Source organism: Moorena sp. SIO1G6, assembly GCF_010672795.1.
GTDB classification, from domain to species: Bacteria; Cyanobacteriota; Cyanobacteriia; order Cyanobacteriales; family Coleofasciculaceae; genus Moorena; species Moorena producens.
In genome coordinates this window covers 25,644-50,350 of the sequence record NZ_JAAHFZ010000010.1, presented here as the reverse complement: position 1 = coordinate 50,350, position 24,707 = coordinate 25,644, and the positions used below count along the sequence as shown (strand labels likewise).

The window sequence follows — 24,707 nt, the reverse complement described above, 5'->3', positions numbered from 1 at the left end:
TACCTCGACAAACAGTGCGTTCGCACCTCAAGCAGCGTCGGCAAAGCCTAAAGCGTGACCAAAGGTCAATCGCGTTTTAGTGAATGCCTCGACAAACAGTGCATTCGCGTTTTAGTAGTTGATGTAGGGTGGGCAGTGCTTTCGACCGATTCATGTGGTTAGCAATCGCCAAAGTAGGCACTGCCCACCAACGGATTAATCACAATCGGACCAGTGCGTTCGCACCTCAAGCAGCGTCGGCAAAGCCTAAAGCGTGACCAAAGGTCAATCGCGTTTTAGTTGATACCTCGACAAAGAGTGCGATCGCGAAGCGTGACCAAAGGTCAATCGCGTTTTAGTTGATGCCTTCACAAACAGTGCGATCGCGTTCACTTACATTCGGGTTATTCCTTAGATAATCCCCAGCCCAATCGCAACCACGTCGCAGTAGCTCATCTAGACTACTTAGAGCTAGATCGATATTCCATAACATTACAGTTTTATCCTCACTAGCCGTAGCAAGAGTCTTGCCGTCAGGGCTGAAGCTAACACTATTGATCGCAGCACCACTACTCTTGAGGGTTTGGAGTACTTTACCCTCCGGAAGACTCCAGAGTTTGACTGTCCCGTCACTACTACCACTGGCAAGTATGGTACCGTAGGGGATAAAACTGAGGCTATTGACTACACCACTATGTCCCTTAAGAGTTGCCAGTTGTTGACCTTGCAAATTCCAAAGTTTAATAGTTCCATCCAGACTCGCGGTAGCAAGGGTCTGACCGTCACGGCTAAAGCTGAGGCTAATCACCGCAGCACTATGCCCCTTGAGAGTTTCAAGTTCTTCACCGCTCAAATTCCAGAGTTTAAGGGTTCCATCCTTACTAGCAGTAGCGATGATTTTGCCATTAGGGCTGAACTTGACACTGTCAAAATCATCGTTATGTCCCTTGAGAGTTGCCAGTTGTTGACCTATTAAATTCCAGAGTTTTACGGTTCCATCGTTACTAGCACTGGCAAATAATTGTGCATCAGGGCTGAAACTGACGCTGTAAACACTAGCTTTATGGGCATCAATAGTTTTGATTAGTTTACCCTCCAGACTCCATAGCTTTACCGTTCCATCCAAACCAGCACTGGCAAGGAATTTCCCATCAGGGCTGAAACTAAAACTTATGATTGGATTTTGATTTTCTTCTAAGGTCTTCACTAGTGTACCGTCTAGTTTCCAGAGTTTGACACTTCCATCCAAACCAAGACTGGCAATGACATTATCATCAGGGCTGAAACTAAGACTTATGACTGCACCTTGATGTCCTTCTAAGGTACTGACTAGTGTACCGTCTCGTTCCCATACTTTAACAGTTCCATCGAAGCTAGCAGTGGCAATTGTGCGACCATCGGGACTAAAGCTGACGCTATCAACCACAGCCTTATGTCCAAATAGGGTTTGGGTTTTGAGATCATAGTCCTCAACGCTCCAGAGTCTGACGGTCAAGTCTCTGCTGGCGGTGGCTAAAATTTTGCCATCGGGACTAAAGCTCATAATTGCAATCCCTCTCTTATGACCCCGCAAGATTTGGAGTTCCTGACCTTCCCGACTCCAAAGCTTAACAGTTCCATCTAAACTGCCAGTGGCAATTGTCTGACCATCAAGACTGAAGCTAACGCTGTTGATTGTGGCACCAGAACTCTGGAAAGTAAGAATTTCCTTTCCTTGAAGATTCCAAAGTCTAACAGCTCCATCCAGACTAGCAGTGGCAAGGGTCTGACCATCAGGGCTAAAACTGATACTTGTAACATCAGCTTTATGCCCCATAAAGGTTTGCCCAATTCGGTTGCCTTGTTTGTCCCACAATCTTACTATTCCGTTGCTACTACCACTGGCAATCACCTTACCGTCAGGACTGAAACTGAGACTCGTAATACTAGCGTTCTGTATTGCAAAGGGTTGCCCAATTGGGTTGCCCTGTCTGTCCCACAATCTTACTATTCCGCCGCGACTACCACTGACAATCACCTGACCGTCCCGGCTGAAACCGATACTTGTAACCTCAGTTTCATGCCCCTGGAGGGTGTGTCGTAATTGACCGTCTATACTCCAGAGTTTGACGGTGCCATCAGCACTGCCAGTGGCAAGGATTTCACCATCACGACTAACACTGACGCTATTGACTGTATCTGTATGCCCTGGGAGAACGGTTAGTATTTCATCATCTCCCCTCCAAAGTTTGACCGTACTATCAGCAATGCTAGTGGCAAGGATTTCACCATCAGGACTGAAAGTGACGCTATTAACCCAACTGTCATAACCTTCCAAACGATTGCGCTCTCTGACTCCATAAAGGGCTTGCTGTAATGCAGCTAAAGTCTGAGTGCGGGTATTGGTTCCTACTGCGATTGCTGACTTAAGTTGTGTTCCTGCCTTTAAAGCTAATATGAGTGGATCAAGTGACTCCCTATTTCTGTTAAATAGGGCTTCTGAGGATTGAGCAAGAGCAAGAGTCTTTAGTATTTTAACTTGTCTCGCAAATAGTAGTCCGGTCAATAGTATTAATACTACCATAATAATCATTTTTTTGACAATTGATGCTCTAAATCGGCTTTTAAAAAACGCCTCTTCTAGTCTTAATTTACTTCGTTCCGCCTCTTTTCTTGCTAGTCTCTCCTGTTCCAATTCAGTGATTATTAAAGCTCCTGTCGATTGACGAATAATAGGAACAAGATAGTCGTGTACTAATTGATAGTGCGCAGTCGAAAATTCTGGCAAAAGTAAAACCAATCCTGAGTTGACGAAGATCTCTAATATTAAATCTAGGTTTTCTATCTCTCCTACTCCGAGATCGAATAAACCCGATCCTAACTCTGCCCTTGACTTGAGTGGTCGAGTGTTATTTTCATCTGTTAGGAGGTATAAAACTAGTCTTGCCTCACGTTCATTCCAATAACCACAGTCTTTAACAACTCCAGCTAAAAATCGCTCCAATAGCTTTTGTTTAGAACCGATTGCTTGATACTCAACCAGTTTATAAATTTTCTCTTCTTGTAATTGTAATCCCACAATCTGTAACTCAATGGGACGAACTTCACCTAGCTCTCCTGCTAAATCATTTACAAGTTGATTAATCAAAGCATTTTCCAAATACAAATGAAGTTTAGTTGTTACATGTTGTATAAAATTATCACTATTTTCTTGAGAAAAGTTTCCTAGATAATAAAGTATATCTTGGCTTAATATGTAATTGATAGTATCTATTTTTTTTGAACGTTGAAATTTTAAGAGATAGTGTAGATAGTCTTCCCTTAATGACAGAATCACTTGAGTATAAGGAATATAGTCAATTGCTGTTTTTAAAAATTCCAATAAAAGATTAAGATCGACTATATCTGGGACAGCAACAAATAATTCTTCAAACTGATCAAAAATTAAAACTGTTAGTAAGTTTCGGTCACCATTTTCTTGCAACTGTTGCAAGATGCTAGTTACTGAATCTGCTTCAACAGAAAGACTAAGCCCTCTTGCTCTTAGTGCATTAACCAATAACTCGCCTAACTGCCTAACCCAGTCAGTATAGACTCGTATGGCAATTGGCAATACATCTCGTTGACCAATAGCTCTTTGCTTGAGAATTGGAACTAATCCTGCATAGATTAAGGAACTTTTTCCAACTCCAGATGGTCCATGAATAACAGTTAATTTACAACTAGTATTGCCAATTCTTTCGAGCAAATTATTGATATCTTGTTGTCTACCAGAAGCAATAATTTCATCTGCAACCATTTCCGGCTGCTCAAGGGCTGGAAGTTGAGACTTAGCTCTTCTGCGTTTTGGCTGTAATCTCCCTGTACCGATAAAAGCTCGCAAGCCAAACTGTTGCTCAATGGATATTCGTTCTTGTTTAACTCTAAAAGCAGCTAGATAGTCACCCTTTTCAAGGTATAATTCTCGCCAGCTTGCCAAAATCATAATATAAAGCTCTGGAGCATAATGGGCTGGAGTTTCTGCTTTAGCTATTTCGAGATACTTGATACTGTCTTGATACTTACAAAGACCTTTTTCTGCTCTTGCTAATAATAATAAATACCAAGCTTTATCAAAGGATTGAATCCCATCTAATTTTGCTTTTTGTTTGGATGAGGTTGCTGTTGATTCAGGCGACAAACTAGTTTTCAGGATGGAGAGTGCTTGCTCTGCTAATCCCTTAGCTTCAGTCCAAGCTAATTTATCTAAAGCCACCTCCGCCAGAAAACCATAATCTTTCGCTAACTCAATTGACTTACCATTGGCACTATGCAGTGTTAGAGACCTTTGGGCTAAGGTTTCCAAGTCTGCCCATCGTTGTAAGCGTTGCAAGACTCTGGCAAATTGAGTAATCAATCGGTTAGCTAAATCCTGATCAGATATCTGAGCTAAACTATCAACACATTGTTCAACTAAATTTTGTGGTTCAGGTTTTCCATAAGGACACAACCCGATATGAAATAAAACCATGCCTTGCCAATCGCAGCGGGTTAGTCTTTGCCATAGATCTAAGCTTTTATGAAAGTAACGTAAGGATTCTTCAAACTGTTGTTTAGCATAGTAATTGCGACCTACCATCAAGTAAAAACTAGCTTCTAACTCTGGTTCTATTTCCTGGTTGTGATGTTGTAAATCTTGCCAAGCTGACTCAAATTCTGATAGATCATCTATCCCCCGATTTAGCTCATACAAAAATTTGTCAGGATCAGAGTCTGGAAAGTTAGTCAATATCTCCTTGGCTTTTTGAGAGAGAGTATAGATTAATTCATAAGATAAGGAATCAGGAGGGGTTTGAAACTCCCTAGTTGTGCCCCAACTCTCCAAATCAGGAGCAACCCGAAGCAATTTGGTTTGAACCTGATCATTAATCCACAGCACTAGGGGGAAATGGAAATTTTTCCGAAACTCTTCCCGCACTCGGTTAGTGGCAGCCAGCAAGCTATCAATATCATCAACAGCCTCTAAGCCAAAGACCATCACAACCCCTGGCTGCTGATCACCTAATTCCTGCCGAATCTTGCTATAAAGTCTGCTATCAGACTTTTTTAGCACAACGTCGCGGATTTGAACAGAACAGGTTTCTCGGAGCCCCTCAGTCATTTGCTGCTGTACATAGGTATAGTTACAGTGTGCAAAAATCAGCGAAAATTGCCCCTGAGAAGCTTCAATTGCCCAAGCCAATCTTTGCAACGCACGGTCGTTGTAGGCAGCAACCTCTTTGGTTTTATCGGAGGCACTCATATATCGCAAAGGGAACAGGGAACAGGGAACAGGGAACAGGGAGGTGCGTAGGGTGTGTTAGGGGCGGACTTGTCCTTATTTTTCGCTCAAGCGCCAGCGTTGCGATAGTCCGTCCCGTAACGCACCACCAGGTCAAACTATTTATAAATGCTATAGCTTTAGTTCTTTAGCTTCTGCCAAAATCGGATTAACATCAAACCAAGGTTCTTCTTGATCATAATACTCATAAACAAAGCGACTGCGGATTAATATTTCGTATCCATCATCTCCAGTCACTTTCTTCTCCTTAGCTACTTTACCCAGTAAATCCCACTCATCATTAGTGATCGCTAAGACAAGTTTATGAAGCTGAGCCTTAATCATACGTTCTAGACCATTACGGGAAAGGGGTAGTTTTCCTTCCTCCATGATCCATTCATTGAGAAACCGGAGCAAATTGCGCACATGACCGCCACTAGCAAGACATAAACGGTCTAAGGTTTCAGCACTGTCAAAAATTGCTGTAATTTTAGTCAGACGCTGGTTTGGCTCTAAATCTGGGAATGCTCTTGCCAGCACCATCTGTCGCAGCAGTGCCATTCCCTGTTCATGTTTACTACCGTTGCGTAACTTTACAGGAACCATTGGCAGGACTTTGGGGTCGGTCATAAACCGTTCAGTCACCATCCCAAAGTCATTGGAAAAGCGCAGGGACAGTGGAATAGTGTAAACCACGTGACAGCCCAGTCCCCGCAACTGTGCGCCTCGATCCGCAAACAAATATTCTGGCTGAAGACGACCAAAGGGCTTTTGAATAGAGTCCACGCGGTCAAGGTTATCGACAATTACTACTAGTCCTTTTTTCCCGGTCTGTTTCAATTTCTTGATAGCAGGCTCCAGCACCTCCTGATTAATGGCCTCAATAAGTCCAGTGGTTCTAGGCTCTAGATATCCTCTCAACTTATCCCGCTGCTTAGGGCTAGCTTTGGCTTGACTGGTAATGGTGGCAATCCCTACAGAAAATTCTACATCCGATAGCTCCATCGGTGTTTTTAAGATATCTTTGACTTCGCCAAATAACTTCTGGAAGTAACCTGCTTGAAGGCTAATGCCAGCGCCTTCCAGACTTTCACTAACTCGACGGGCGATCGCCAGTAAAATATCACTGATATCAACATCGCTCATTTCCAAGTCTTGATCTGACTCGAAGTAAACCACATGAAATCCTGACCGTTCTAAATCCAGCTTTAACCTGAGCAACTCCGTAGACTTGCCGCAGCCAATATGTCCAGTAAACAGTTCACAGGTAGGCTGATTAGATGAAAAGATAGCAATCTTTTTTCTAAGTTTTTCAATAATCTGACCGCCGCGTACTGAAGATAAATCAATGTAATACTTGCGATCCTCCTCATTGTCCACCGCTAAGGTTTTACTGGGGTTGGTAGCTCGGTAAAACGTTTGTAAATCGGTCATATTAATTTTATATTGGTAGAGTTTTTTCCCTATTCTGTACCAAGCTGCGGTTGGAACATGGAACCGTTCATCCTAGCTGGCATTATGCACCCACTCTATTTTAGATCATTTTCGGTTGAAAATTTATAAATAGTCGGTCCTAGGGAACAGGGAACAGGGAACAGGTAACAGGAAGGAAGAGTAGGAAATAAATCTGGCCAGTTTTTATTATGATGCTAAATTACCCTTGATTTTCATGGTAATTTATTTTAAAAATAACAGTTTTTATGATTTAAAGTTTATTAAAAAAAACTGAATAATTATCGCTTATACTAATTATAAATAAGCGATATTTTTTCCTACTCCCTACTCCCTACTCCCTACTCCCTACTCCCTACTCCCTACTCCCTACTCCCTATTCCCTACTCCCTACTCCCTTTCCTATAGTCTTTAAAGTGTTCCATGACCAGAAACGTCCATGACCAATTTGCCAAACAATGTCTTAAAGAACTCCTCGACCCCCTGGGGAAAGTAGAAACAAGCTGGAAAGTGCCTGGGGAAGTTCAAGAAATTGATGTTTACTTTTTGCCATCTCAGCCACTAACCACCAATGGACAAAGCCTAGGATTACTCGGAAAACTGGCCACAACCCCTGCTATTTTTGAACCGTTCCGCAACCCAGTCACTAAATTTGATGTGCTTAGTTGTATCGGTAAACTGATCCAGGTTCATGGTCAAGTTTTCCGTCAGGCTAAGCGCACTAATGCCCAAGTTACGGTCACCCAACTGCCTCGTTTATGGATTCTCTCCCCAACGGTTTCGGAAGAGTTTTTAGAAAGCTTCCATGCTTATCCAGATCTAGTTAATTATCCCAGGGGGATGTACTTTCTGGGTAAATCCTTGTATACGGCAATTGTGGCGATTCACCAACTACCAGTGATACCGGAAACCTTATGGTTGAGAATTCTCGGTAGAGGTAGAGTGCAACAGCAAGCCATTGAGGAATTGAAATCCCTACCGAACGGGAGTCAGCACAAAGACAATATCCTAGAATTAGTATATGACATGCTGGCGATCTTAGAGGCACGTATCAAACAAAATCAAGACCTTGAGGAAGATGACCGGGAGTTAATCATGCAATTATCTCAGATATATCAACAACGACTGGAATTGGCTACCGAGCTTGGCAAACAAGAAGGATTAGTGCAGGGACTAGTCCAGGGCAAGCAAAACGAACGCCGTAGTATGGTCACTTACTTATTGCGTAGCCGTTTTGGTGAACTAGACCAGGAACTGCTGGCAATCATTGAGCCATTGATGGCACTCTCTCCAGAAGAATTTACCCCCCTACTCTTACAATTGTCTCGACTAGAATTATTGACTCGATTTAGAGAGGAAAATTAGGTGATTAATCACCAATGTCGTGCCGGTGGACTAGCTCGATCATCCGCTTATTACTTAACTACTAATTAAATACTAATTAAATCAATAGTTATCAGGGTGTTCCATGACCAGAAACGTCCATGACCAATTTGCCAAACAATGTCTGAAAGAACTCCTCGACCCATTGGGAAAAGTGGAAACAAGCTGGAAAGTGCCTGGGGAAGTTCAAGAAATTGATGTTTACTTTTTGCCATCCCAGCCACTAACCACTAATGGACAAAGCCTAGGATTACTCGGAAAACTGGCCACAACTCCTGCTATATTTGAACCGTTCCGCAACCCAGTTAGTAAATTTGAGGTGCTCAGTTGTATCGGTAAACTGGCGCAGGTTCATGGTCAAGTTTTTCGTCAGGCTAAACGCACTAATGCCCAAGTTAGGGTCACCCAACTGCCTCGTTTATGGATTCTCTCCCCAACCGCTTCGGAAGAGTTTTTAGAAAGCTTCAATGTTCAACCAGATCTAGTTAATTATCCCAAGGGTATCTACTTTCTAGGGAAATCCTTGTATACCGCCATTGTGGCGATTCACCAACTACCAGTGATACCGGAAACCTTATGGTTGAGAATTCTCGGTAGAGGTAGAGTGCAACAGCAAGCCATTGAGGAATTGAAATCCCTACCGAACGGGAGTCAGCACAAAGACAATATCCTAGAATTAGTATATGACATGCTGGCGATCTTAGAGGCACGTATCAAACAAAATCAAGACCTTGAGGAAGATGACCGGGAGTTAATCATGCAATTATCTCAGATATATCAACAACGACTGGAATTGGCTACCGAGCTTGGCAAACAAGAAGGACTAGTCCAGGGCAAACAAGAGGGACTAGTCCAGGGACTAGTCCAGGGCAAAGAAGAAGGACTAGTCCAGGGCAAGCAAAACGAACGCCGTAGTATGGTCACTTACTTATTGCGTAGCCGTTTTGGTGAACTAGACCAGGAACTGCTGGCAATCATTGAGCCATTGATGGCACTCTCTCCAGAAGAATTTACCCCCCTACTATTACAATTGTCTCGACTAGAATTATTGACTAGATTTGGAGAGTGAACATAGTCGGGCTTGGATATTGCCAAGAGGCAAGAGGCAACAGGCAACAGGCAAGAAATTTGGGTAATGGAAAAAACGGTTATCCTTATCTTGAGGCAGCGCGGCACTGCATCGGTTTTTCTAATTGATTGGGAAATGCTATTTTAATTTTAAAACGTCATGTCAACAAAGTATTGCAGCGTAGTTTATGCTTGGAAGGGAAGAGGCTTGACTCAAGAAATTAGATGGCTTCGTATAGAGGGTGAAGAACGTCCTGAATGGAAGGATCAACTGTGGGTAAATTTCTTAACCCACATGGCTCAAGAGAAATGGGAACTTGTTTCAACAGCACCCCTAGGAGGTGGTGACAATTCAGTTTATGGAATTGTTGCCTACTTTCGGCAGTAAAATTGGGTTGAACAGACTAAAAAATCCCAGTTTAACTAAAAACTATAGCCGTTTAAGTTGAGAGTTAATCTAGAAGCGCTATAGCTTTAATAACTTGTAGTAATTTAATCGATGACTCCGATTCCATCAGGTTTAATACTGGCATCAACTGATAAATCGGAGGATTGCCAGCTTGGATATAAATAAACTGATAAATGTATCCGTTAGTCGATAGTCCCCAAACTGAGTCTTGATGGTCTAAACTCTTATAGGCATAGGTCAGTAATTGAGGTAACCCAACGGATACATCAGCAGGTGCGACCCGTGGCGAATTTAATTCGGCAACGGAAAGCGCACCTAGACTGTTTTTAGTTTCGATAACTAAGACCCAAAACGATACTTTATCTACTGTCTGTTGAGCTTTGTTAATTGCTAGAATATCTAGTCTGCCAGTAATTTTGGGATCCTGGTCTTGAATATCAATATCAGCAATCCCTTCTTCCAAGGAAATCTTTATTGGAGAGCGATAGAAGCCAGCTAATCGCAGTAAGGGAAAAACAGTTAGGGCTTTTACCAGTCCTTCAGATACTTTACCTGCGATCAAGTAATTATCAAAATCAGTCCTAATTTGTTCCAATTCCCGTTGCTCAAATTCAGTGATAGTGTCTAGGGATAACCGGGAAGTTAATGAACTATTGTATTGCCGTTGAAAGCCAAAGGTATGATGCACATCTTCTAGAGATAGGTGACTAGCTTGTAGAATTATCATAGGTTTATAGGATTATGATAGGTTGATAGGGATCCGTGTAGGAATTGTGAAAATTATTGATGCCATATTCCCTACGCTGCGCTTTCCCTAGGCGAATTAAATTCGCCTAGGGTCGCACCGCTCCCTACTCCCTATTCCCACATCCGCTGTTCCCACATCCGCTGTTCCCTTTCCTATAGTTATATCAGTTATCAATGCTAACGGCGTTGCCACCATACCAACCCAGCTGTGGTAAACCCGACTAAGGGCATAAGTAACAGGGCAGTCCAACCCAGTAACTCAGCCTGGATTGCTGTTAGGTTAATCCGTCGATTGTTTTGTTCTTTAGGGCGGATAGATAGGACTTGATCATCTTGCTTGCTTAACCAGCTAATGGTGTTGAGAAAAACATCACCATTTAATTGCTGATCAAACCAACCATTGGTGGCAAAATTAGAGTTACCATAGACTACTAGACGAGATGAAGAGGTCTTTTTGTTACCATCCTCTTGAGGAGTAGCTTGATCAATCCCTTCCCCTTGGCGGCTTAAGGCTACACCTAGGATTAACGGACCAGGGCGATCGCTTTCTGGATTCAATTCCAGTGGCTGCTGTTTAGGATTGCTCTCAGCCCAAGTTCTGTCATTGGTAATCAGCAGAGGAGTCTCCTGGATACCATCTACTGGGGTAATTAAGAGCGATCGCGCCCAGGGATAAAAGGAAAATCCGTCGGCAAATTCGTTGGTAATAGGATGATTCCCGTAGCTGGTGACCATGGGAGTTGCTGCACCAAGCACTAAGGAACGTTCTGGAGCAGACGGGTCAATCACTAACCTACTGTCTAGCTTAATTCCCCAGTCTTTGAGAAAGCTATCCAATTCAGGATTAGTATCAGGGTCGAGCATCAATAGTAAGCTACCACCCTTAGATAGATAGTTACGTAACCCTTTGACTTCTTTTTCTAAAAATGCTCGCATCGGACCTGCACTAACCACGATTGATGCATCGGCTGGAACCTCTGAGCGTTCACCTAGGTTAAGGGGTTGAACCGTAAAATTTTTATCCTCTAGAACACGTACGGCCTCAGATAATCCTCCTTCTACTTCTGCTAAGGATTTTTCTCCGTGACCTTGGAGGAAGTAAACCCTAACCGAAATTTCCCGAGTCAGGGTTTCGATACCACTAGTAAGACTAGCTTCTGACAGAGGTTGGGTATCATTAACAGCTTGCAATAATTGTTGCTTGTCTTTATATTGTAGATAAACTTCTCCGATAGACTGAACACCAAATTTCTGAGCTAGTGCTGGTTTTAGCTGAGGGTCAACAAACTGAAATTCAAAGTTTGACCCATACCGACGAAAGTTCTCTAACAACTCTCGGTCATCTGGATTGGGTTGTGGGTTAAAGATCCAAACCTTAAGGGGCTGTCGTAAATTTTGCACCACTTGCTGGGACTGGGGTGACAGAGTATATAACTGATTTTCTGTGAAATCGATGCGTTGGGTATAGCGCACCCCTAAAAAGTTAATCAGCCCTAAAATCACTAACATAGCTACGGTAGAAATAATAGCATTGGTTCCGACTTGGGTAGAACGGCTTTGCCAAAATTTCGGGGCCAACTGGGCTAAAAATACTAGCCCCACAAGACTAATGACAATACCAGCAATCAGTAACCCTAATGCGTCTGGGGACCATTTTTCAGTAATAATCCTGACAGTGATTCCCGCCATGGTCAGTAGTGGCCCGAGCCAGAAAAGGTAAAGGAGATACTTCTTGGTTTTGCTTGTCTTCATCTCAAACCTCACGGGAGCTGCAACTATCATTACTGATTGTAAGCATTCAGCTTAACCCCCTAGGTATTAGGCATTAGGCTTAGGGGTTAGGCTTAGGGGTTAGGCGTTAGGGGGTTTCACAGGGTAATTATGCGATCGCATCGAATTTGAGAGGGTAATTATGCGATCGCATCGAACTTAAGATGGTAATTATGCGATCGCATCGAACTTAAGATGGTAATTATGCGATCGCATCGAACTTAAGATGGTAATTATGCGATCGCTTAGCAGCTCAATGGTTAGCATCGCGTAGCGGCTCAATGGTTAGCATCCCATGGAACTTCAGCGGGTAATCATAGGACAGCTATAGATTGAAAAATTAAAATAACTAATTTTCATAAGTCCTAATTATTTAGCTATCAGATAATTATTTAGCTATCAGGTATCAGCACTCAGCACTCAGTACTCAGCATTCAGTAGTGATTCCACACATCCAGCCACACTATTAGTTCGGTTTATAAATTGGTGAATAAGTTGACAATATTTTTATCCATAAAAAGATTATCATTCATAGTTTTTTTGTAAACTTTGTATAAAGGCTTTGCTTAAATATAAAGTTTGTATAAACTTACTGGGGGGCCACAAGTGCTCCACAATACTTACCAGCTCTAGCTTTCAGGTCACTATCAGCGCAAACTCTAAATAGACTTGGGCTTTCAATTACTTAAAACTCAATCCGTTATTATTTTGTTGAAGTTGGAGTACTATAAACCGTATACATTTTGTAACTGATGCACAAACCTACATTCGATGAGTGAATTTCCTGATTTTTATAACTATGGCTACCAAGTCAAAAAAACATTAGGTCAGAACTATCACAGTGGTCGAGTAACTTATCAAGCCATTCATCTTAAAACTCAGCAAAAAGTTGTAATCAAGCTATTTAAATTTGCTCAATATAACAGTAGCTGGCATGGTTACCAATCCATTGAAAATGAGATTAAGGTACTAAAACAGTTACACCATCCTAGGATTCCTCGCTATCTTGACTCCTTTGCTCCTGAAGGTGGTTTTTGTTTAGTACAGGAGTACAAAAATGCTCAACCTTTGTCTGCATACCCAAGCTTTACACCAGAGCAAATTCAGCAAATTGCCGTTCAAATGCTCGGAATTTTGGATTATATCCAGCATTTTTATAATCCGATAATTCACCGAGATATTAAACCAGAAAATGTTTTGTTAGATTACAAAATGCGGGTTTACTTAATTGATTTTGGTTTATCAAAACTTGCCTATGGTTCAATTAATGGAAGTACTACTATGGCTGGCACAGCTGGATTTATGCCACCAGAACAATTATATAATCACCCCCTCAATAAAGCATCAGATATTTATAGTTTAGGAGTGACACTTGTTTGTTTGGTAACCGGAATTAAAACGGCGGAAATTAGTAATTTAATTGATTTAAGCAATCATCGTATAAAATTCAAGCATTTAGCTTCAGGTTATAGCAAAGAATTTCTTAAATACCTAGACAAAATGGTAGAACCTGACCCTAAAAAGCGTCTTGCCAATCTAGAACGTATTTTTAAATCGGTTCCATCACCACAGTCAATTCAAAGAAAAGTAATAGCCGAGTTTAGCAATAAACTGAAAGTAAAGAACCTGAATAAACGACTAAGTTCTGCTATAGTTACTGTAATTAGTTTAGGGTTAGGTCTTACCTACGGATTAAACCAAATTGAGCAACTAGTAGTAAGTAAAATTCAACAGCATTGGAGCAATGGAGACTATGAAAAATGTATTAACTTAGCTCAAGAAGTTCCGGATTTTTTGAGCATCAATGAAAAATCGATATGCCTCTTAAATGACTGTTCTGTCGCACAACTAAATCAATCCACTAAACTAGTAGAGAACCCCAGACTTATCTATAAAGCAATTACTGAAGCTAAAAAAATACCTTCTGAGAGTAATAGTTACCAAGAAGCACAACAGTTAATTACTCAATGGAAGCAATGGCAAAGTGAGCAAAATTTAATTCAACAAGCTCAACAAGACCTAAAGAAACGTAAATGGCAACAAGCCAAAGCAATGGCAGCACAGGTTAAGGCTGAACGTTTCCAGGAGCAAGCAATCCAAATTATTAACACTGCTGAAACCAAACTAAAAGCTGCTGAATTAGAAAGACTAGCTGCTGAATTAGAAATACAAGGAGAAAACCTGATTATCAAGGCAAATCACTATGCTAATCAGCGACAGTATAGTCAAGCAATATCCATCGCCAAACGGATTCATAACCCTACGCCATCTTATCAAGAAGCACAACGATTAATTGCTGAATGGCAAAGCCAAATCCCTCAAGTTTTTAGAAATTATTGGTCATCCCCACAAGTTAATGGCGCTCGCTTCGTCGTTGATAAGATAGAAAAGTGGAAAAATGGCCAATTAAAAATTTATTTTAAAGCTTATAATTACAATAATAAAGATAGCAGATTTTCAGATTTTATCGCCGTTGATAACTTAGGAAATAATTATAGAGGTTATTCAGGCTCTAGTTGGGATGGAACAGTCATGCCTTCTAGGACACCAACTAAAGGTTATATCACCTTAAAACAACCACTAGCTCCTAATGCATCAGTGATTACACTTAGTTTTCGACGTGTTTATACTTATAATCCAGGAATTAGACTAATCACTCTCAAAACACAAGGAATAAGAGTTAAGTAGTGGCAGGTTAGCTAAAAACTATAGCGCTGTGCCCAGGGAATAGGGAACAGGGAATAGGGAACAGGGGGAATAGTCTGGGGAGAGGGGAGCAGAATTTGATGCCCATACCAGATTTAAACCAATGAGTGCAACTGGCAACCCAGAAGAAGCCTTAAGAATACTGGCTAAACTTGATGCTTTGATTGATGCTCTGACAGACTAGACTTCGCGGCAGTTGTCGGGAACAGAGAACTTCGGCTCTCGGAAATTCGGATGAAGAATTGACGAAAACATGATCATAAAAGTGATGCAGCGCTATGTGATCAGCTTTTTCATTCCCTGTTGCCTGTTGCCTGTTGCCTGTTGCCTGTTGCCTGTTCCCTGTTGCCTGTGTTAAACAACCAGGGCATCTGGTAAACTCTCCTTCTTAACCGCAGGATTAGCGGCAGAATACTCTCCAAAGCGCCAGCGTATAGGGCTAGCATTAGTTGTCTCTAAGACCTGGTCAATATGAAACTCCACTAACCGTTGCGCTCCTGGAACGGTAGTGAATCGTGACTGATCCCAAATCACCTCGGCTGTTCCTGTTAGTTGTAAGGTATTGCCTCGCTCAAAATCGATGAACAGCAGACCAGCATGGGGATTCACTGTCAGGTTACCTAGGGTTTGAAACATATTATTGCCAGCATAATTGGGAAACACTAGCTGATGATCACTGATCACCTGGATAAATCCCGGATATCCACCCCGATGAGAGGCATCTGCCCCAGTTTCTGGATTGAAACTGGCAATGAAAAAGGTATCAGATTGGGTAATCCAGTCTTGCTCGGTTGTGGTCAAAGCCTCAAAGCTGCGAATTTCATTTGGCTGCGTTGACTCAGGGGTATCAGTCTCTAGATGACGCAGCTGGATGTATTTGGGACAGTTGAAAAATACCTCAGTGGTCTGCATCATAATCTGCCCTTGGCCTTCTACTCTAGCCAAGCCATTCATCCGCAATCGTTTACGGCTAGTCAGGTCAATCACCAGAAGTCCCAGTACTCCATTTTTCACCAAGTTTTCGTACAACGGATCCCCATCGATCGGGATACAGTTAATCTCAACAGTTTGATTATCTAAAACTTGGACAAAACCAGGTTGACCAGTCAGCAGTGATGCCCAAACCAAGCCATTGGTATCCACACTACTAGCGATCGCTAATTGTTGGGTTGTCAGGAGCATCTGAGCAGCAGGTCTAATCACCGGAGTAATCATCGAGCTGAGTTGCTCCGCTTTTTCCCTTACCCCAGCCCGAGTTTGAACAGCAATCTCTCCAGTGTGAAACCTCATAATCTACTCCTGTGGGGATAGTGAGACAGAAAACAGCAGTTTTCTTATACACAGAATTTCTGTATATTTCTGTATCTAATCTGTCTGTCTTTAAAATATAAAACTGTCCAGATTTGGGCTAAAGAACACTATCACCCAGCACCGGACAGGATACAACCAGTCAGGGGTGTTAGGTCAATAGTTGCCTATCCCTGAACTTTCTATAATGTCAGACTACTAGGAAGACAAGAGCAAAATGTCTCAGTTTTTGTCTCAGTTTTGTCTGGTGTTGTTTAACTGACAATGACTAGTCTTAGTTCGATGTCAGAAATTGCTGTAAGAAATTGGTAGGTTTTGAGGAAAGCATTCAGCTATCAGCCTTTGGCCACGCTACGGGAATGGCCACGCTACTTGAGGTGCTTTTGAATAAGCGATGCAGAGGTGCGACCCGTGGCGAATTTAATTACGGGTCAAACGCACCATTACGGTCTTGGGGAGGCAGCGCGGTCTTGGGGGTCCCCCCCACTCGCTATTGCCGTGGTTTCCCCCACTCGCTATTGCATCAAGACAACAGGTAAGCATTCGTTTAATCTGAGTTAAGTCTGCTGACCGCTGACTGCTGACCGCTGACCGCTGACCGCTGAATACTTACATACTAAGAACGCTGAAATCTCAATGCATCAATAGACTGAGCAGTTAGAAAAATACCGATAAAGATATAACTCAAAAACAGAATTATACTACTAGTATCCAAAACACCCTGAATCAGATTTTTATAATTTTCCAACAACGATAAATGACCTAAGGCTTCTCCAAGCGGTCCACTAACATTTTTAGCAATCAAATCAATCACCCAAAGTCCCAAAACCAAAGCAAAGGTGAGGATTGCTGACAAAATTGAGCTATCAGTTAGGGAAGAAATGAACATCCCCAGAGAAAGCACCGATGCTGCCAGTAAAATTAATCCAACGTGGGCTAGTAAGGGTAGGATAGGTTGAACGGGGGGGTCTGTAGCACTAAATGCGATCGCTTCATAGGCAAGTAAGGGTAGCACCATAAAGCTATAAAATGTCACCACTCCCAAGAGTTTACCCACGGCTACAGCCCAATTCGTTAGTGGAGAAGTTGCCAAAAGTTCCAAAGTCCTGCGCTTGCGTTCCTCAGCATAGAGTCCCATCGACAGAATTGGTAACACAAATAACGACAGTGAACCCATCACTTCCAAGAATTGACGCAAAAATACATAGGCAACATCCACTGGTGGTATCGGTAAACCCAATTGTTCTGCCGTTGCCACTTGGTTAATAATGCCCTCTTGATCCAAAAGAATTTCCACAAAAAAGGAGCCAGACAGCCACCAAAATACACCAGCGATCACATAAGCGAATGGTGAAGCAAAATAGCCCTGTAATTCTTTACGAAAAATGGCTAATATATTGCTAATTATAATCATTTTTTTATTGTATAGAGTAATTTTAAGGTTGAAGGTTTAAGGTTTAAGGTTTAAGGTTGAAGGTTCAATGGTGAAGCTTCAATGGTGAAGGTTAGTTAATTAAGTTGAAGGTTTAAAGTTGAAGGTTAGTTAGTTAAACGATTACTATTATTTAGTTTAATGTTACTTCTTGAAAGGGGTTAAAAATAACTTTCATCCTTCATTATTAATCCTTCATTATTAATCCTTCATTATTAATTCTTCATTATTAATCCTTCATCCTTCATCAGACTCCTGTAAATCAGGATCTGGTTCAGGCAGTGGTTTTTCGGTGGTAGTCAGTTTCAAAAAGACATCTTCCAGAGTAGCGCGAGTCCGTCGCATTTCGTATATCCCTACACCAGCTCCCACAGTCACAGCTGCAATATCCCGTGCGGGTTCTGCTCCCGGTGCTGATACGATGTGGAATAAAGATCGTCCGCCAGGTAAATTGTGATCATTAACCAGTTCCACCAGGCAAACTCCTGGTATAACTTGTAATAATTTCTGTAACTCCTGTGCATCACCATCTATTTCTAATTCATAACCTGATCCCCCGGTTAACTCCGCCAGTAACTTTTCTGGACTATCTGTTGCTACAATTTTGCCTTCATTGATGATAGCTACCCGGCTACAGGTCATACTCACTTCTGGTAGAATGTGGGTTGAGAGGATAATAGTATGGTCACCAGCAAGGCTCTTAATTAAGTTACGGACATCAATAATTTGCCGAGGATCAAGACCGACTGTAGGTTCATCTAAAATGATGGCCGGTGGGTCATGTACAATCGCCTGAGCGATACCCACCCGTTGACGGAAGCCCTTAGAAAGCTTGCGGATCAGTAGCTTGGCCTTGCTCGTTATGTTACAGCGCTCCATGGCAGTTTTGACCTTAGTAGTGCGATCGCCTGCAGCAACACCTTTAATACGGGCAACAAAGTGCAAAAATCCTTCAACGGTCATGTCCGGATACAGTGGCGGAAATTCCGGTAAATAACCAATTCGGCGTCGTACTGCCATAGAATTTTCATGAACATCATAATTAGCAATTCGGGCAGTACCATGGGTTGCTGGTAAATAACCTGCCAAAATTCGCATGGTAGTGGTTTTCCCTGCACCATTCGGTCCAAGGAACCCTAGGATTTCTCCTGGTTCAACCCTGAAAGTAACATTCTCTATCCCTGGGGTGGTGCCATAGATTTTGCTTAGATGCTCTACTTCTATCATATTTTTAAGTATTACGTGTTAAGTATTAGGTATTAAGTATTATCTGTTAAATGTTAGGTGTTGAATATTAACTATTAAGTATTGTTAATAAACTATTAAGTTTAAATTATTACCTGTTAAATATTAGGTGTTAAGTATTACGTGTGAATTGTTAATTGCCATTTACTGACTAATATGGTTAAATCTATTATTCACGTTAACCCAGTCACTGGTAAGGATAGCGATACTGGTGATACTGTTCCGTTTAAAACCTTGACTAAGGCACTTTCTATTGGCACTGCTGGAACTACCATTCACTTAGCCGCTGGTACCTATAATGCTGCTAGGGTCGAAGTTTTTCCTCTAGTTATTCCTAAGATGGTAATGGTTCTCGGCAATGAACCGACCAAAGGTAAGGATATTGTGATTTCCGGCAGTGGGAACTATGTCAGCCCCACGTTTAATCGTCAAAATATTACCATCCGTTTGGATTCCAAGGCCCAATTAAGAGGAGTAACGGTTACTAATCCGGGCAAATTGGGGACAGCGGTCTGGATTGAATCTACCTCACCGATTATTGCCAATAATACCTTTACTCGCTGTGGTCGTGAAGGGATATTTGTTACTGGCACAGCCAAACCCATGATTCTGGATAATGTATTGATCGCTAACGCTTCCAGTGGCATCTTTCTGGTGCGTAATGCCAAAGGGGAAGTGCGAGGCAATGTTTGTCAAAAGACTGGTTATGGGATTGCCATCAGCGACTCGGCTGCACCGTTAATAGCAGATAATAAAATACTAGGTAACCGAGCTGGAATCGTTTTGATGCGTCAGGTGCAACCAGTATTGCGTCGTAATCTGATTGAGAACAATACTCATGGTGGTTTAGTGGTTAATGGTAGGGCTAGACCAGATTTAGGCAATTCTCAAGACCCAGCGGGTAATATCCTGCGCAATAATGGTAAGGCTGATCTCCAAAATAGCACCTCTGTCAGCTTAGTTTCGGTGGGCAATCAGCTCAATCCATCTAGAATTGAGGGTGCGGTAGAGTTACGTTCATCTCAAGTTCCAGTCCGACAGACTGGTCCATTTCAATTCAGTGATTTGGCAGGTCATTGGGCAAGCCAGTTTATTGGAGAATTAGTGATTAGAGGACTAGTTAGTGGCTTTGGAGATGGCACATTCAAGCCAGAAGCCAACCTCACGCTTAGCACAGTATGCAGCAATTATTGCCAAAACATTTGAAAGCCCACGGCAGGTGGGTAAAGGCAGAGGGGAGTTTGTGGATTCGAGCGCGAAATTTTGGGCATCACAGGCAATTCGGAAAGCAGCAGTTATGGGTTTTATTTCCGGATTCCCCGATCGAACATTTCGCCCCCAGCAAAATCTGACCAGAGTGCAAGGTCTGGTATCCCTAGTGAAGGGTTTGGGGTTAACAGGTGGTGAGTCTAGCGAACTCGGGTTTTATCGCGATCGCACTCAAATTCCCAGTTATGCTACCCAAGCGGTAGCCACAGCAACTCAAAGACGAATGGTAGTGAATTATCCCCAACCCAATCAGCTCAATCCCATGAGGCCGATTAACCGTGCTGAGGTGGCAGCATTGATTTACCAAGCATTGGTAGCCACAGGCTCTGCAGATGCGATTGGCCGTAGGCCACGCGGGGCGCGTTCGCATCTCCTTATATTGTTAACCCTAACCCTGACATTACCTCCTTTAGCGATATACCTGGACACTGGGCAGAAGATTTTATTCGCCGCCTCGGTAGTCTAAACCTGATTAGTGGCTTTGCCGATGGCAGCTTTCAACCAGATGCCCCTCTAACTTGGGCTGATTAAGCTGCCCTACTGGTGAAAGTGTTTGACCCCAATCCAATCCGTCCAGTTACCCAATTTATTGATGTCCCCCTGAATTTCTGGGCATTACCAGCTATCAACCAATCCTATCGTGGTGGTTTTCTCTCTCGATACCCAGACCAAACCTTCCATCCTCAGCAGACCTTGCGCCGTGTTGATTTGATTGCCTCTCTAGTCAATGGGCTGTCTTTAGCCAAAACTCTAGGGAAGTCAGTGAAAGAGTCTTCTGACATTTCTAAAATTTATGAAGATTGGAAGGATATTCCTGCTTATGCTACCGAAGCAGTTGCGTACGCTACCATCGCCAAAATTGTCGTTAACCACCCCAACCCAACCCTGTTCCATCCCAAGGGAGAAGCCAAAGCGAGCTGATGCGATTGGCCGTAGGCCACGCGGGGCGCGTTCGCATTTATCGATCAGGCCTTGGTGAAGACAGGACGTGTCACTGAGTTCAACTCACCGTATAGTGTTGTCATAAGTCCTAAGTCCTGATTTCACTGACCAACCAACTCACTACCAAAACTAGTTGCAGGTTCTAGGTTACAGGTTGCTGGTTGCTGGTTGCTGGTTGCTGGTTACAGGTTGCAGGTTGTAGGTTACAGGTTGCAGGTTGCAGGTTACAGGTTGCAGGTTGCTGGTTGCAGGATATAGGTTATATTACCAAGCGACGTTGCCAGAAGCCGCTGTGCGTCAATAATTTGCCACATGTGCGACCTTTCCACCTGGAATCGTACCACCTTCCCACCTTGAGCCCTTTTACCCATGACCAATGACTCAGATTTAGCCATTGCCTATGCCCTTGCCTTGCTCAGTCACTATGGGTTTGAGCTCAGGGGTTACACTGTAGAAGAATTAGTCAATCTATGGCTTGAGAACTATCCTGCCAATTGGGTGCGTCTAGCGGTGATTGAGGCACTTTATCAAGGGCGTTACAAAGCGATATCTGTAGAGCAAATTTTGGCAGTCTGGTTACGACGAGGACAGCCTATATATCGCTTTAATCATGAGTTTGAGCGGATGGTTTGTCGTAAATTTCCCCAAAATTTAACCGCTCCGGTTGATAGTAGATCCACAACCGAGAGCTTAGAACTAAGTTTACAGTGGGTAGACAATGTTGCTGAAACCTCTCTAGGTACTAGTTCCGATGAAACTACACCAGAGCAAGGGATGCTTGAGTCAAAGACACTCCAAGCACCACCAACAGGCCAACAGGACACTTCCCCCCCAGCCAAGAGCATATCATCCAAAATACCTGAAAAATCAGTCAAGCCCAGAGAAAGCTTCCCAAAGCCTCTGACCAAAGCCCGTGCTAGTCCTAGCTACAATGTAGATTGGTCAAGTTATGAGCTTAACAAGAAGCCAATTCACCAATTTCATCCACCACCAGACTCTTCAGATGTCTACCAAAAGCTGAAGGCAGTTGTCCAGCACCAAGACTCTGGTACAGTCACAGCTACCGTAGTCGATAAGCAGGTCAGTGATTCAGCGGAAGATCAGGAGGTTGAAAATAGGTCAGAGGCACAGAGTCTTTCTCAGGCCACTGTTAACTTGGATCAAAGTTAACCATCCCACGATTAATCCCCGTGGGATGATTGGCCGTAGGCCACGCTACGCGATTGACCTTTGGTCACGCGGGGCGCGTTCGGAGCTAATCATACCAAATCCTCCCTGATCCCCCTATGGCATACCCCATTGTGATTAAATTATTTTTTATAAACTTTCATCAAACTATCAAGTAATCTTCATTAATATTTAATATATTAGGTATATATCTAGCGATTAATTTATATAATTAATTCCATTATAAAGTCCTTTAGTCACAGTAAATAGAGGTAAATTGGATGCATGAAAAAAGTTTTTATTTTCCCCTATTTTCTGGTTTAATAGCCGGACTAATTTTTGGAATACAGCTGACATTATTTGCCCAAATAATTTTTGAAAACTACTCTGCCCGAGCCTGTGCTAAGATTCCTGATGGCAAATTTGCTGTTTTTGTACCAACAAGTTATTTATTGAATAAAATAAATCTTAAACGAGTCGTTATATCTAACAAATGGGCTTACAATTACAATTGTAAGCTATTTAAATCAAAACATGATTATATTAAAAATTCTCAGGTGATTAAGTCTGATTCATTTATAAAAGATAACTATGCCCCAGCCGGTTATATACAGGTGCCATCAGAGAGATATATGCTCAGGAAAGTGTGGCGAGGTACCCTGATTGGCTATTTTTCTGAATATGAGGCAAATTTAGTCAGGAACAAAGTCCTGGAAAGTGCTTACAGTAAAGAACCAAAACCTATCGATAAGCCTTTTGTAGTCAATAACATAAATACTAATAATTGAGACTATAAGCATTCAGCGGTCAGCGGTCAGTGGTCAGTGGTCAGCGGTCAGCCGTGAGCTTTTGGCTCACGCTACTTGAGGTGCCTTGTGGCACAGGCTTCGACCCTGGGAGGTAACTCAGATTAAACCAATGCTTACCTGTTTTATTCAAAAGCACCTCAAGTAGCGATGCAGTCGGCCAAAGGGGGTTTCCCCCACTCGCTATTGCATCAAGACAGCGTGCGCGTAGCGCTAATCGCTGTTCGCTGATAGCTGATAGCTGATAGCTGATAGCTGATAGCTGATAGCTGACTGAATGCTTACCTTTCAGGTAACACCAAGACGAATTTCTGTGGCCAAAGAAGCCATGGTTAATTGCCCCCCCTGCTGGAGAACGTTAGTTCGTAAGCGAAAGTTAGGGCTAGCAAACCAAAAACGTTCTTCAGCATATAGAGTTTTCCCCTCTGTAATCATTGTTAAAACATCATCCTGGCTGATACTGTAACGACATTTTAGCGATGCAGTCGGCCAAAGGGGGTTTCCCCCACTCGCTATTGCATCAAGAAAGGAAGTTTCTTCAACATCACCATTAGTTCGCAATAGTTTGCCAATGTCAGGATTTTCTGGGTTGGGAACAGCTACAACAACAGTGGAACCAGTTTGCTTTTTCTGCTCTCCTACTACTGTACCGTCCCAAATCACTTTTAAACCAAATATAGCCATACCAGGCTCTATTTGGTATTGTTTACAGAGTGTTATCACCTCTGGGGCATCACCAGATAGCATTTCCATAGTGATGTTGGACTTACCATTTTTCATGGGTTGAGAGGTAATATGATTACTAGTACGTTGAGAAAACCATCTGCCAGCACTCTGCTCAAAAAACTCTTTAATATCCATTGGCTAAGATTGTAAAAATTTGTGGTAGATCGTGGTAGATCAGTGATGTTGGTAATTGGAATCAAGTGGTGCACTGTTGATTCTATCGCGCTATGATTAGCCCAATTACCAGGATGCTACACTAGCTTGAGGCTTCAGACAAACGCAATATAGCCATTTGAGCAGCTTCAGACACTTGAGGATGGCTGTCTTTTGCCAAATACTTTAATGCCGAGATACTTTTGTCCTGACCCAGTTGACCGAGGGCTTCTGCTAAACGTTGACGCACTATCCAATCCTCTGACTGGGCAAAGCGTAGAATATCGTCTATAGCTTCTGTAGCTTTGATTTCCCCCAAAGCAGCAATAGCAGCTTGTTGGACTAGTACTTCCTGACTATCTAACGCCTTGGTCAGCACATCACGAGCACGGGGATCTTGGAGATTACCTAGGGAAACAGCAGCACTAAAACGTACCAACCATTGAGTATCTTCGTAGAACGCCCTAACTAGAGGTTCAAAGGCTTTGGGGTCACCTAGATATCCCAAAGCCCCAGCAGCAGCAGCACGAATTCCGTAATCTGGGTCAGTTGCCATGAATTTGACCAAAATTGGGTAGCATTCTTCCGTAGGCTTGACTCCCAGGGCGAATATAGCCATAGAGCGAACTGGTAAATTGGGATCATCAAGTACCTTTTTAATTAGGGGCACGGCATCACTGGCTTGAACATCCCGTAGTGATGCCAGAGCCATCAAGCGATCGCGCATGTTAGGGCTTTCCAGCTGAGCCGAAAGTTGTTCTAAATTAGAGGACATCGTAGTTTGTTGGGGGTTTGGTTGACAATTAACCTCAGGGGAGTATGAGCAACGGTTGTGATCCGTTAAGAATCTACTCAGCTGTCTGGTAA

The 24,707-nt window shown here is 42.7% G+C and carries 20 protein-coding genes and 1 pseudogene; 12 read left to right on the top strand and 9 right to left on the bottom strand.

Annotated elements, in window-relative coordinates:
• Window positions 1-334 precede the first annotated feature (334 nt).
• Window positions 335-5,239: a WD40 domain-containing protein gene (locus F6K63_RS11690; protein WP_287312188.1), complete on the bottom strand. Its 4,905-nt coding sequence runs from the start codon at window positions 5,237-5,239 to the stop codon at window positions 335-337.
• 150 nt (window positions 5,240-5,389) lie between these two features.
• On the bottom strand, window positions 5,390-6,691 hold the full coding sequence (locus tag F6K63_RS11685; RefSeq protein ID WP_287312187.1) for a P-loop NTPase fold protein: 1,302 nt from the start codon (window positions 6,689-6,691) through the stop codon (window positions 5,390-5,392).
• Window positions 6,692-7,132: 441 nt separating this feature from the next.
• Here F6K63_RS11685 and F6K63_RS11680 point away from each other — a divergent pair, with 441 nt between their 5' ends.
• The 3 genes from F6K63_RS11680 to F6K63_RS11670 all read left to right on the top strand — a co-directional run bounded on the left by F6K63_RS11680 (window position 7,133) and on the right by F6K63_RS11670 (window position 9,548).
• The gene (locus F6K63_RS11680; RefSeq protein WP_287312185.1) at window positions 7,133-8,074 is read left to right on the top strand and encodes an RpnC/YadD family protein; all 942 of its coding nucleotides are present in this window, start codon (window positions 7,133-7,135) and stop codon (window positions 8,072-8,074) included.
• 103 nt (window positions 8,075-8,177) lie between these two features.
• Complete coding sequence (locus tag F6K63_RS11675) at window positions 8,178-9,161, top strand: RpnC/YadD family protein (RefSeq protein ID WP_071104196.1); 984 nt, start codon at window positions 8,178-8,180, stop codon at window positions 9,159-9,161.
• A gap of 159 nt (window positions 9,162-9,320) precedes the next feature.
• On the top strand, window positions 9,321-9,548 hold the full coding sequence (locus F6K63_RS11670) for a hypothetical protein (protein WP_071104197.1): 228 nt from the start codon (window positions 9,321-9,323) through the stop codon (window positions 9,546-9,548).
• A 64-nt stretch (window positions 9,549-9,612) separates the two neighbouring features.
• Here F6K63_RS11670 and F6K63_RS11665 read toward each other — a convergent pair whose 3' ends face one another.
• A complete protein-coding gene (locus F6K63_RS11665; RefSeq protein WP_287312183.1) occupies window positions 9,613-10,296 on the bottom strand; it encodes a restriction endonuclease subunit R in 684 nt (227 codons plus the stop codon).
• A gap of 197 nt (window positions 10,297-10,493) precedes the next feature.
• Complete coding sequence (locus F6K63_RS11660) at window positions 10,494-12,068, bottom strand: GldG family protein (protein ID WP_071107783.1); 1,575 nt, start codon at window positions 12,066-12,068, stop codon at window positions 10,494-10,496.
• Window positions 12,069-12,857: 789 nt separating this feature from the next.
• On the opposite strand from F6K63_RS11660, the gene F6K63_RS11655 reads away from it, so the two are divergent.
• Window positions 12,858-14,774, top strand: coding sequence for a protein kinase domain-containing protein (locus F6K63_RS11655; RefSeq protein WP_287312179.1), 1,917 nt, complete (start codon window positions 12,858-12,860; stop codon window positions 14,772-14,774).
• A gap of 88 nt (window positions 14,775-14,862) precedes the next feature.
• A pseudogene (locus F6K63_RS37770) lies at window positions 14,863-14,976 on the top strand (toxin-antitoxin system HicB family antitoxin); the annotation flags it as partial.
• Window positions 14,977-15,146: 170 nt separating this feature from the next.
• Here F6K63_RS37770 and F6K63_RS11650 read toward each other — a convergent pair.
• A complete protein-coding gene (locus F6K63_RS11650) occupies window positions 15,147-16,082 on the bottom strand; it encodes a pyridoxamine 5'-phosphate oxidase family protein (protein ID WP_287312177.1) in 936 nt (311 codons plus the stop codon).
• Window positions 16,083-16,511: 429 nt separating this feature from the next.
• On the opposite strand from F6K63_RS11650, the gene F6K63_RS11645 reads away from it, so the two are divergent.
• Window positions 16,512-16,661: a hypothetical protein gene (locus tag F6K63_RS11645; RefSeq protein ID WP_154659694.1), complete on the top strand. Its 150-nt coding sequence runs from the start codon at window positions 16,512-16,514 to the stop codon at window positions 16,659-16,661.
• A 55-nt stretch (window positions 16,662-16,716) separates the two neighbouring features.
• On the opposite strand, the gene F6K63_RS11640 is transcribed toward F6K63_RS11645, so the two are convergent.
• Window positions 16,717-17,514, bottom strand: coding sequence for an ABC transporter permease (locus F6K63_RS11640; RefSeq protein WP_008180488.1), 798 nt, complete (start codon window positions 17,512-17,514; stop codon window positions 16,717-16,719).
• Between the two features lie 255 nt (window positions 17,515-17,769).
• On the bottom strand, window positions 17,770-18,759 hold the full coding sequence (locus tag F6K63_RS11635) for an ABC transporter ATP-binding protein (RefSeq protein WP_287312176.1): 990 nt from the start codon (window positions 18,757-18,759) through the stop codon (window positions 17,770-17,772).
• Between the two features lie 174 nt (window positions 18,760-18,933).
• Between F6K63_RS11635 and F6K63_RS11630 the strand changes: the two genes are divergently transcribed.
• The 6 genes from F6K63_RS11630 (at window position 18,934) to F6K63_RS11600 (ending at window position 22,943) form a co-directional block, all read left to right on the top strand.
• The gene (locus F6K63_RS11630; RefSeq protein ID WP_287312174.1) at window positions 18,934-19,983 is read left to right on the top strand and encodes a DUF1565 domain-containing protein; all 1,050 of its coding nucleotides are present in this window, start codon (window positions 18,934-18,936) and stop codon (window positions 19,981-19,983) included.
• Complete coding sequence (locus F6K63_RS11625) at window positions 19,913-20,512, top strand: S-layer homology domain-containing protein (protein WP_229414341.1); 600 nt, start codon at window positions 19,913-19,915, stop codon at window positions 20,510-20,512. The genes F6K63_RS11630 and F6K63_RS11625 overlap by 71 nt, the downstream gene beginning before the upstream one ends.
• The gene (locus tag F6K63_RS11620; protein ID WP_353736736.1) at window positions 20,464-20,577 is read left to right on the top strand and encodes an S-layer homology domain-containing protein; all 114 of its coding nucleotides are present in this window, start codon (window positions 20,464-20,466) and stop codon (window positions 20,575-20,577) included. The genes F6K63_RS11625 and F6K63_RS11620 overlap by 49 nt, the downstream gene beginning before the upstream one ends.
• A gap of 12 nt (window positions 20,578-20,589) precedes the next feature.
• Complete coding sequence (locus tag F6K63_RS11615) at window positions 20,590-20,967, top strand: S-layer homology domain-containing protein (RefSeq protein ID WP_008180496.1); 378 nt, start codon at window positions 20,590-20,592, stop codon at window positions 20,965-20,967.
• A gap of 390 nt (window positions 20,968-21,357) precedes the next feature.
• Entirely contained in the window at window positions 21,358-22,158 is an 801-nt protein-coding gene (locus F6K63_RS11605) for a hypothetical protein (protein ID WP_008180500.1), read from the top strand.
• Between the two features lie 278 nt (window positions 22,159-22,436).
• A complete protein-coding gene (locus tag F6K63_RS11600; protein WP_008180502.1) occupies window positions 22,437-22,943 on the top strand; it encodes a hypothetical protein in 507 nt (168 codons plus the stop codon).
• Window positions 22,944-23,249: 306 nt separating this feature from the next.
• Here the strand turns inward: F6K63_RS11600 and F6K63_RS11595 are convergent, their stop codons facing one another.
• A complete protein-coding gene (locus F6K63_RS11595) occupies window positions 23,250-23,822 on the bottom strand; it encodes a phycobiliprotein lyase (protein WP_008180504.1) in 573 nt (190 codons plus the stop codon).
• A gap of 121 nt (window positions 23,823-23,943) precedes the next feature.
• Entirely contained in the window at window positions 23,944-24,615 is a 672-nt protein-coding gene (locus F6K63_RS11590; protein ID WP_008180506.1) for a HEAT repeat domain-containing protein, read from the bottom strand.
• Window positions 24,616-24,707: the final 92 nt, after the last annotated feature.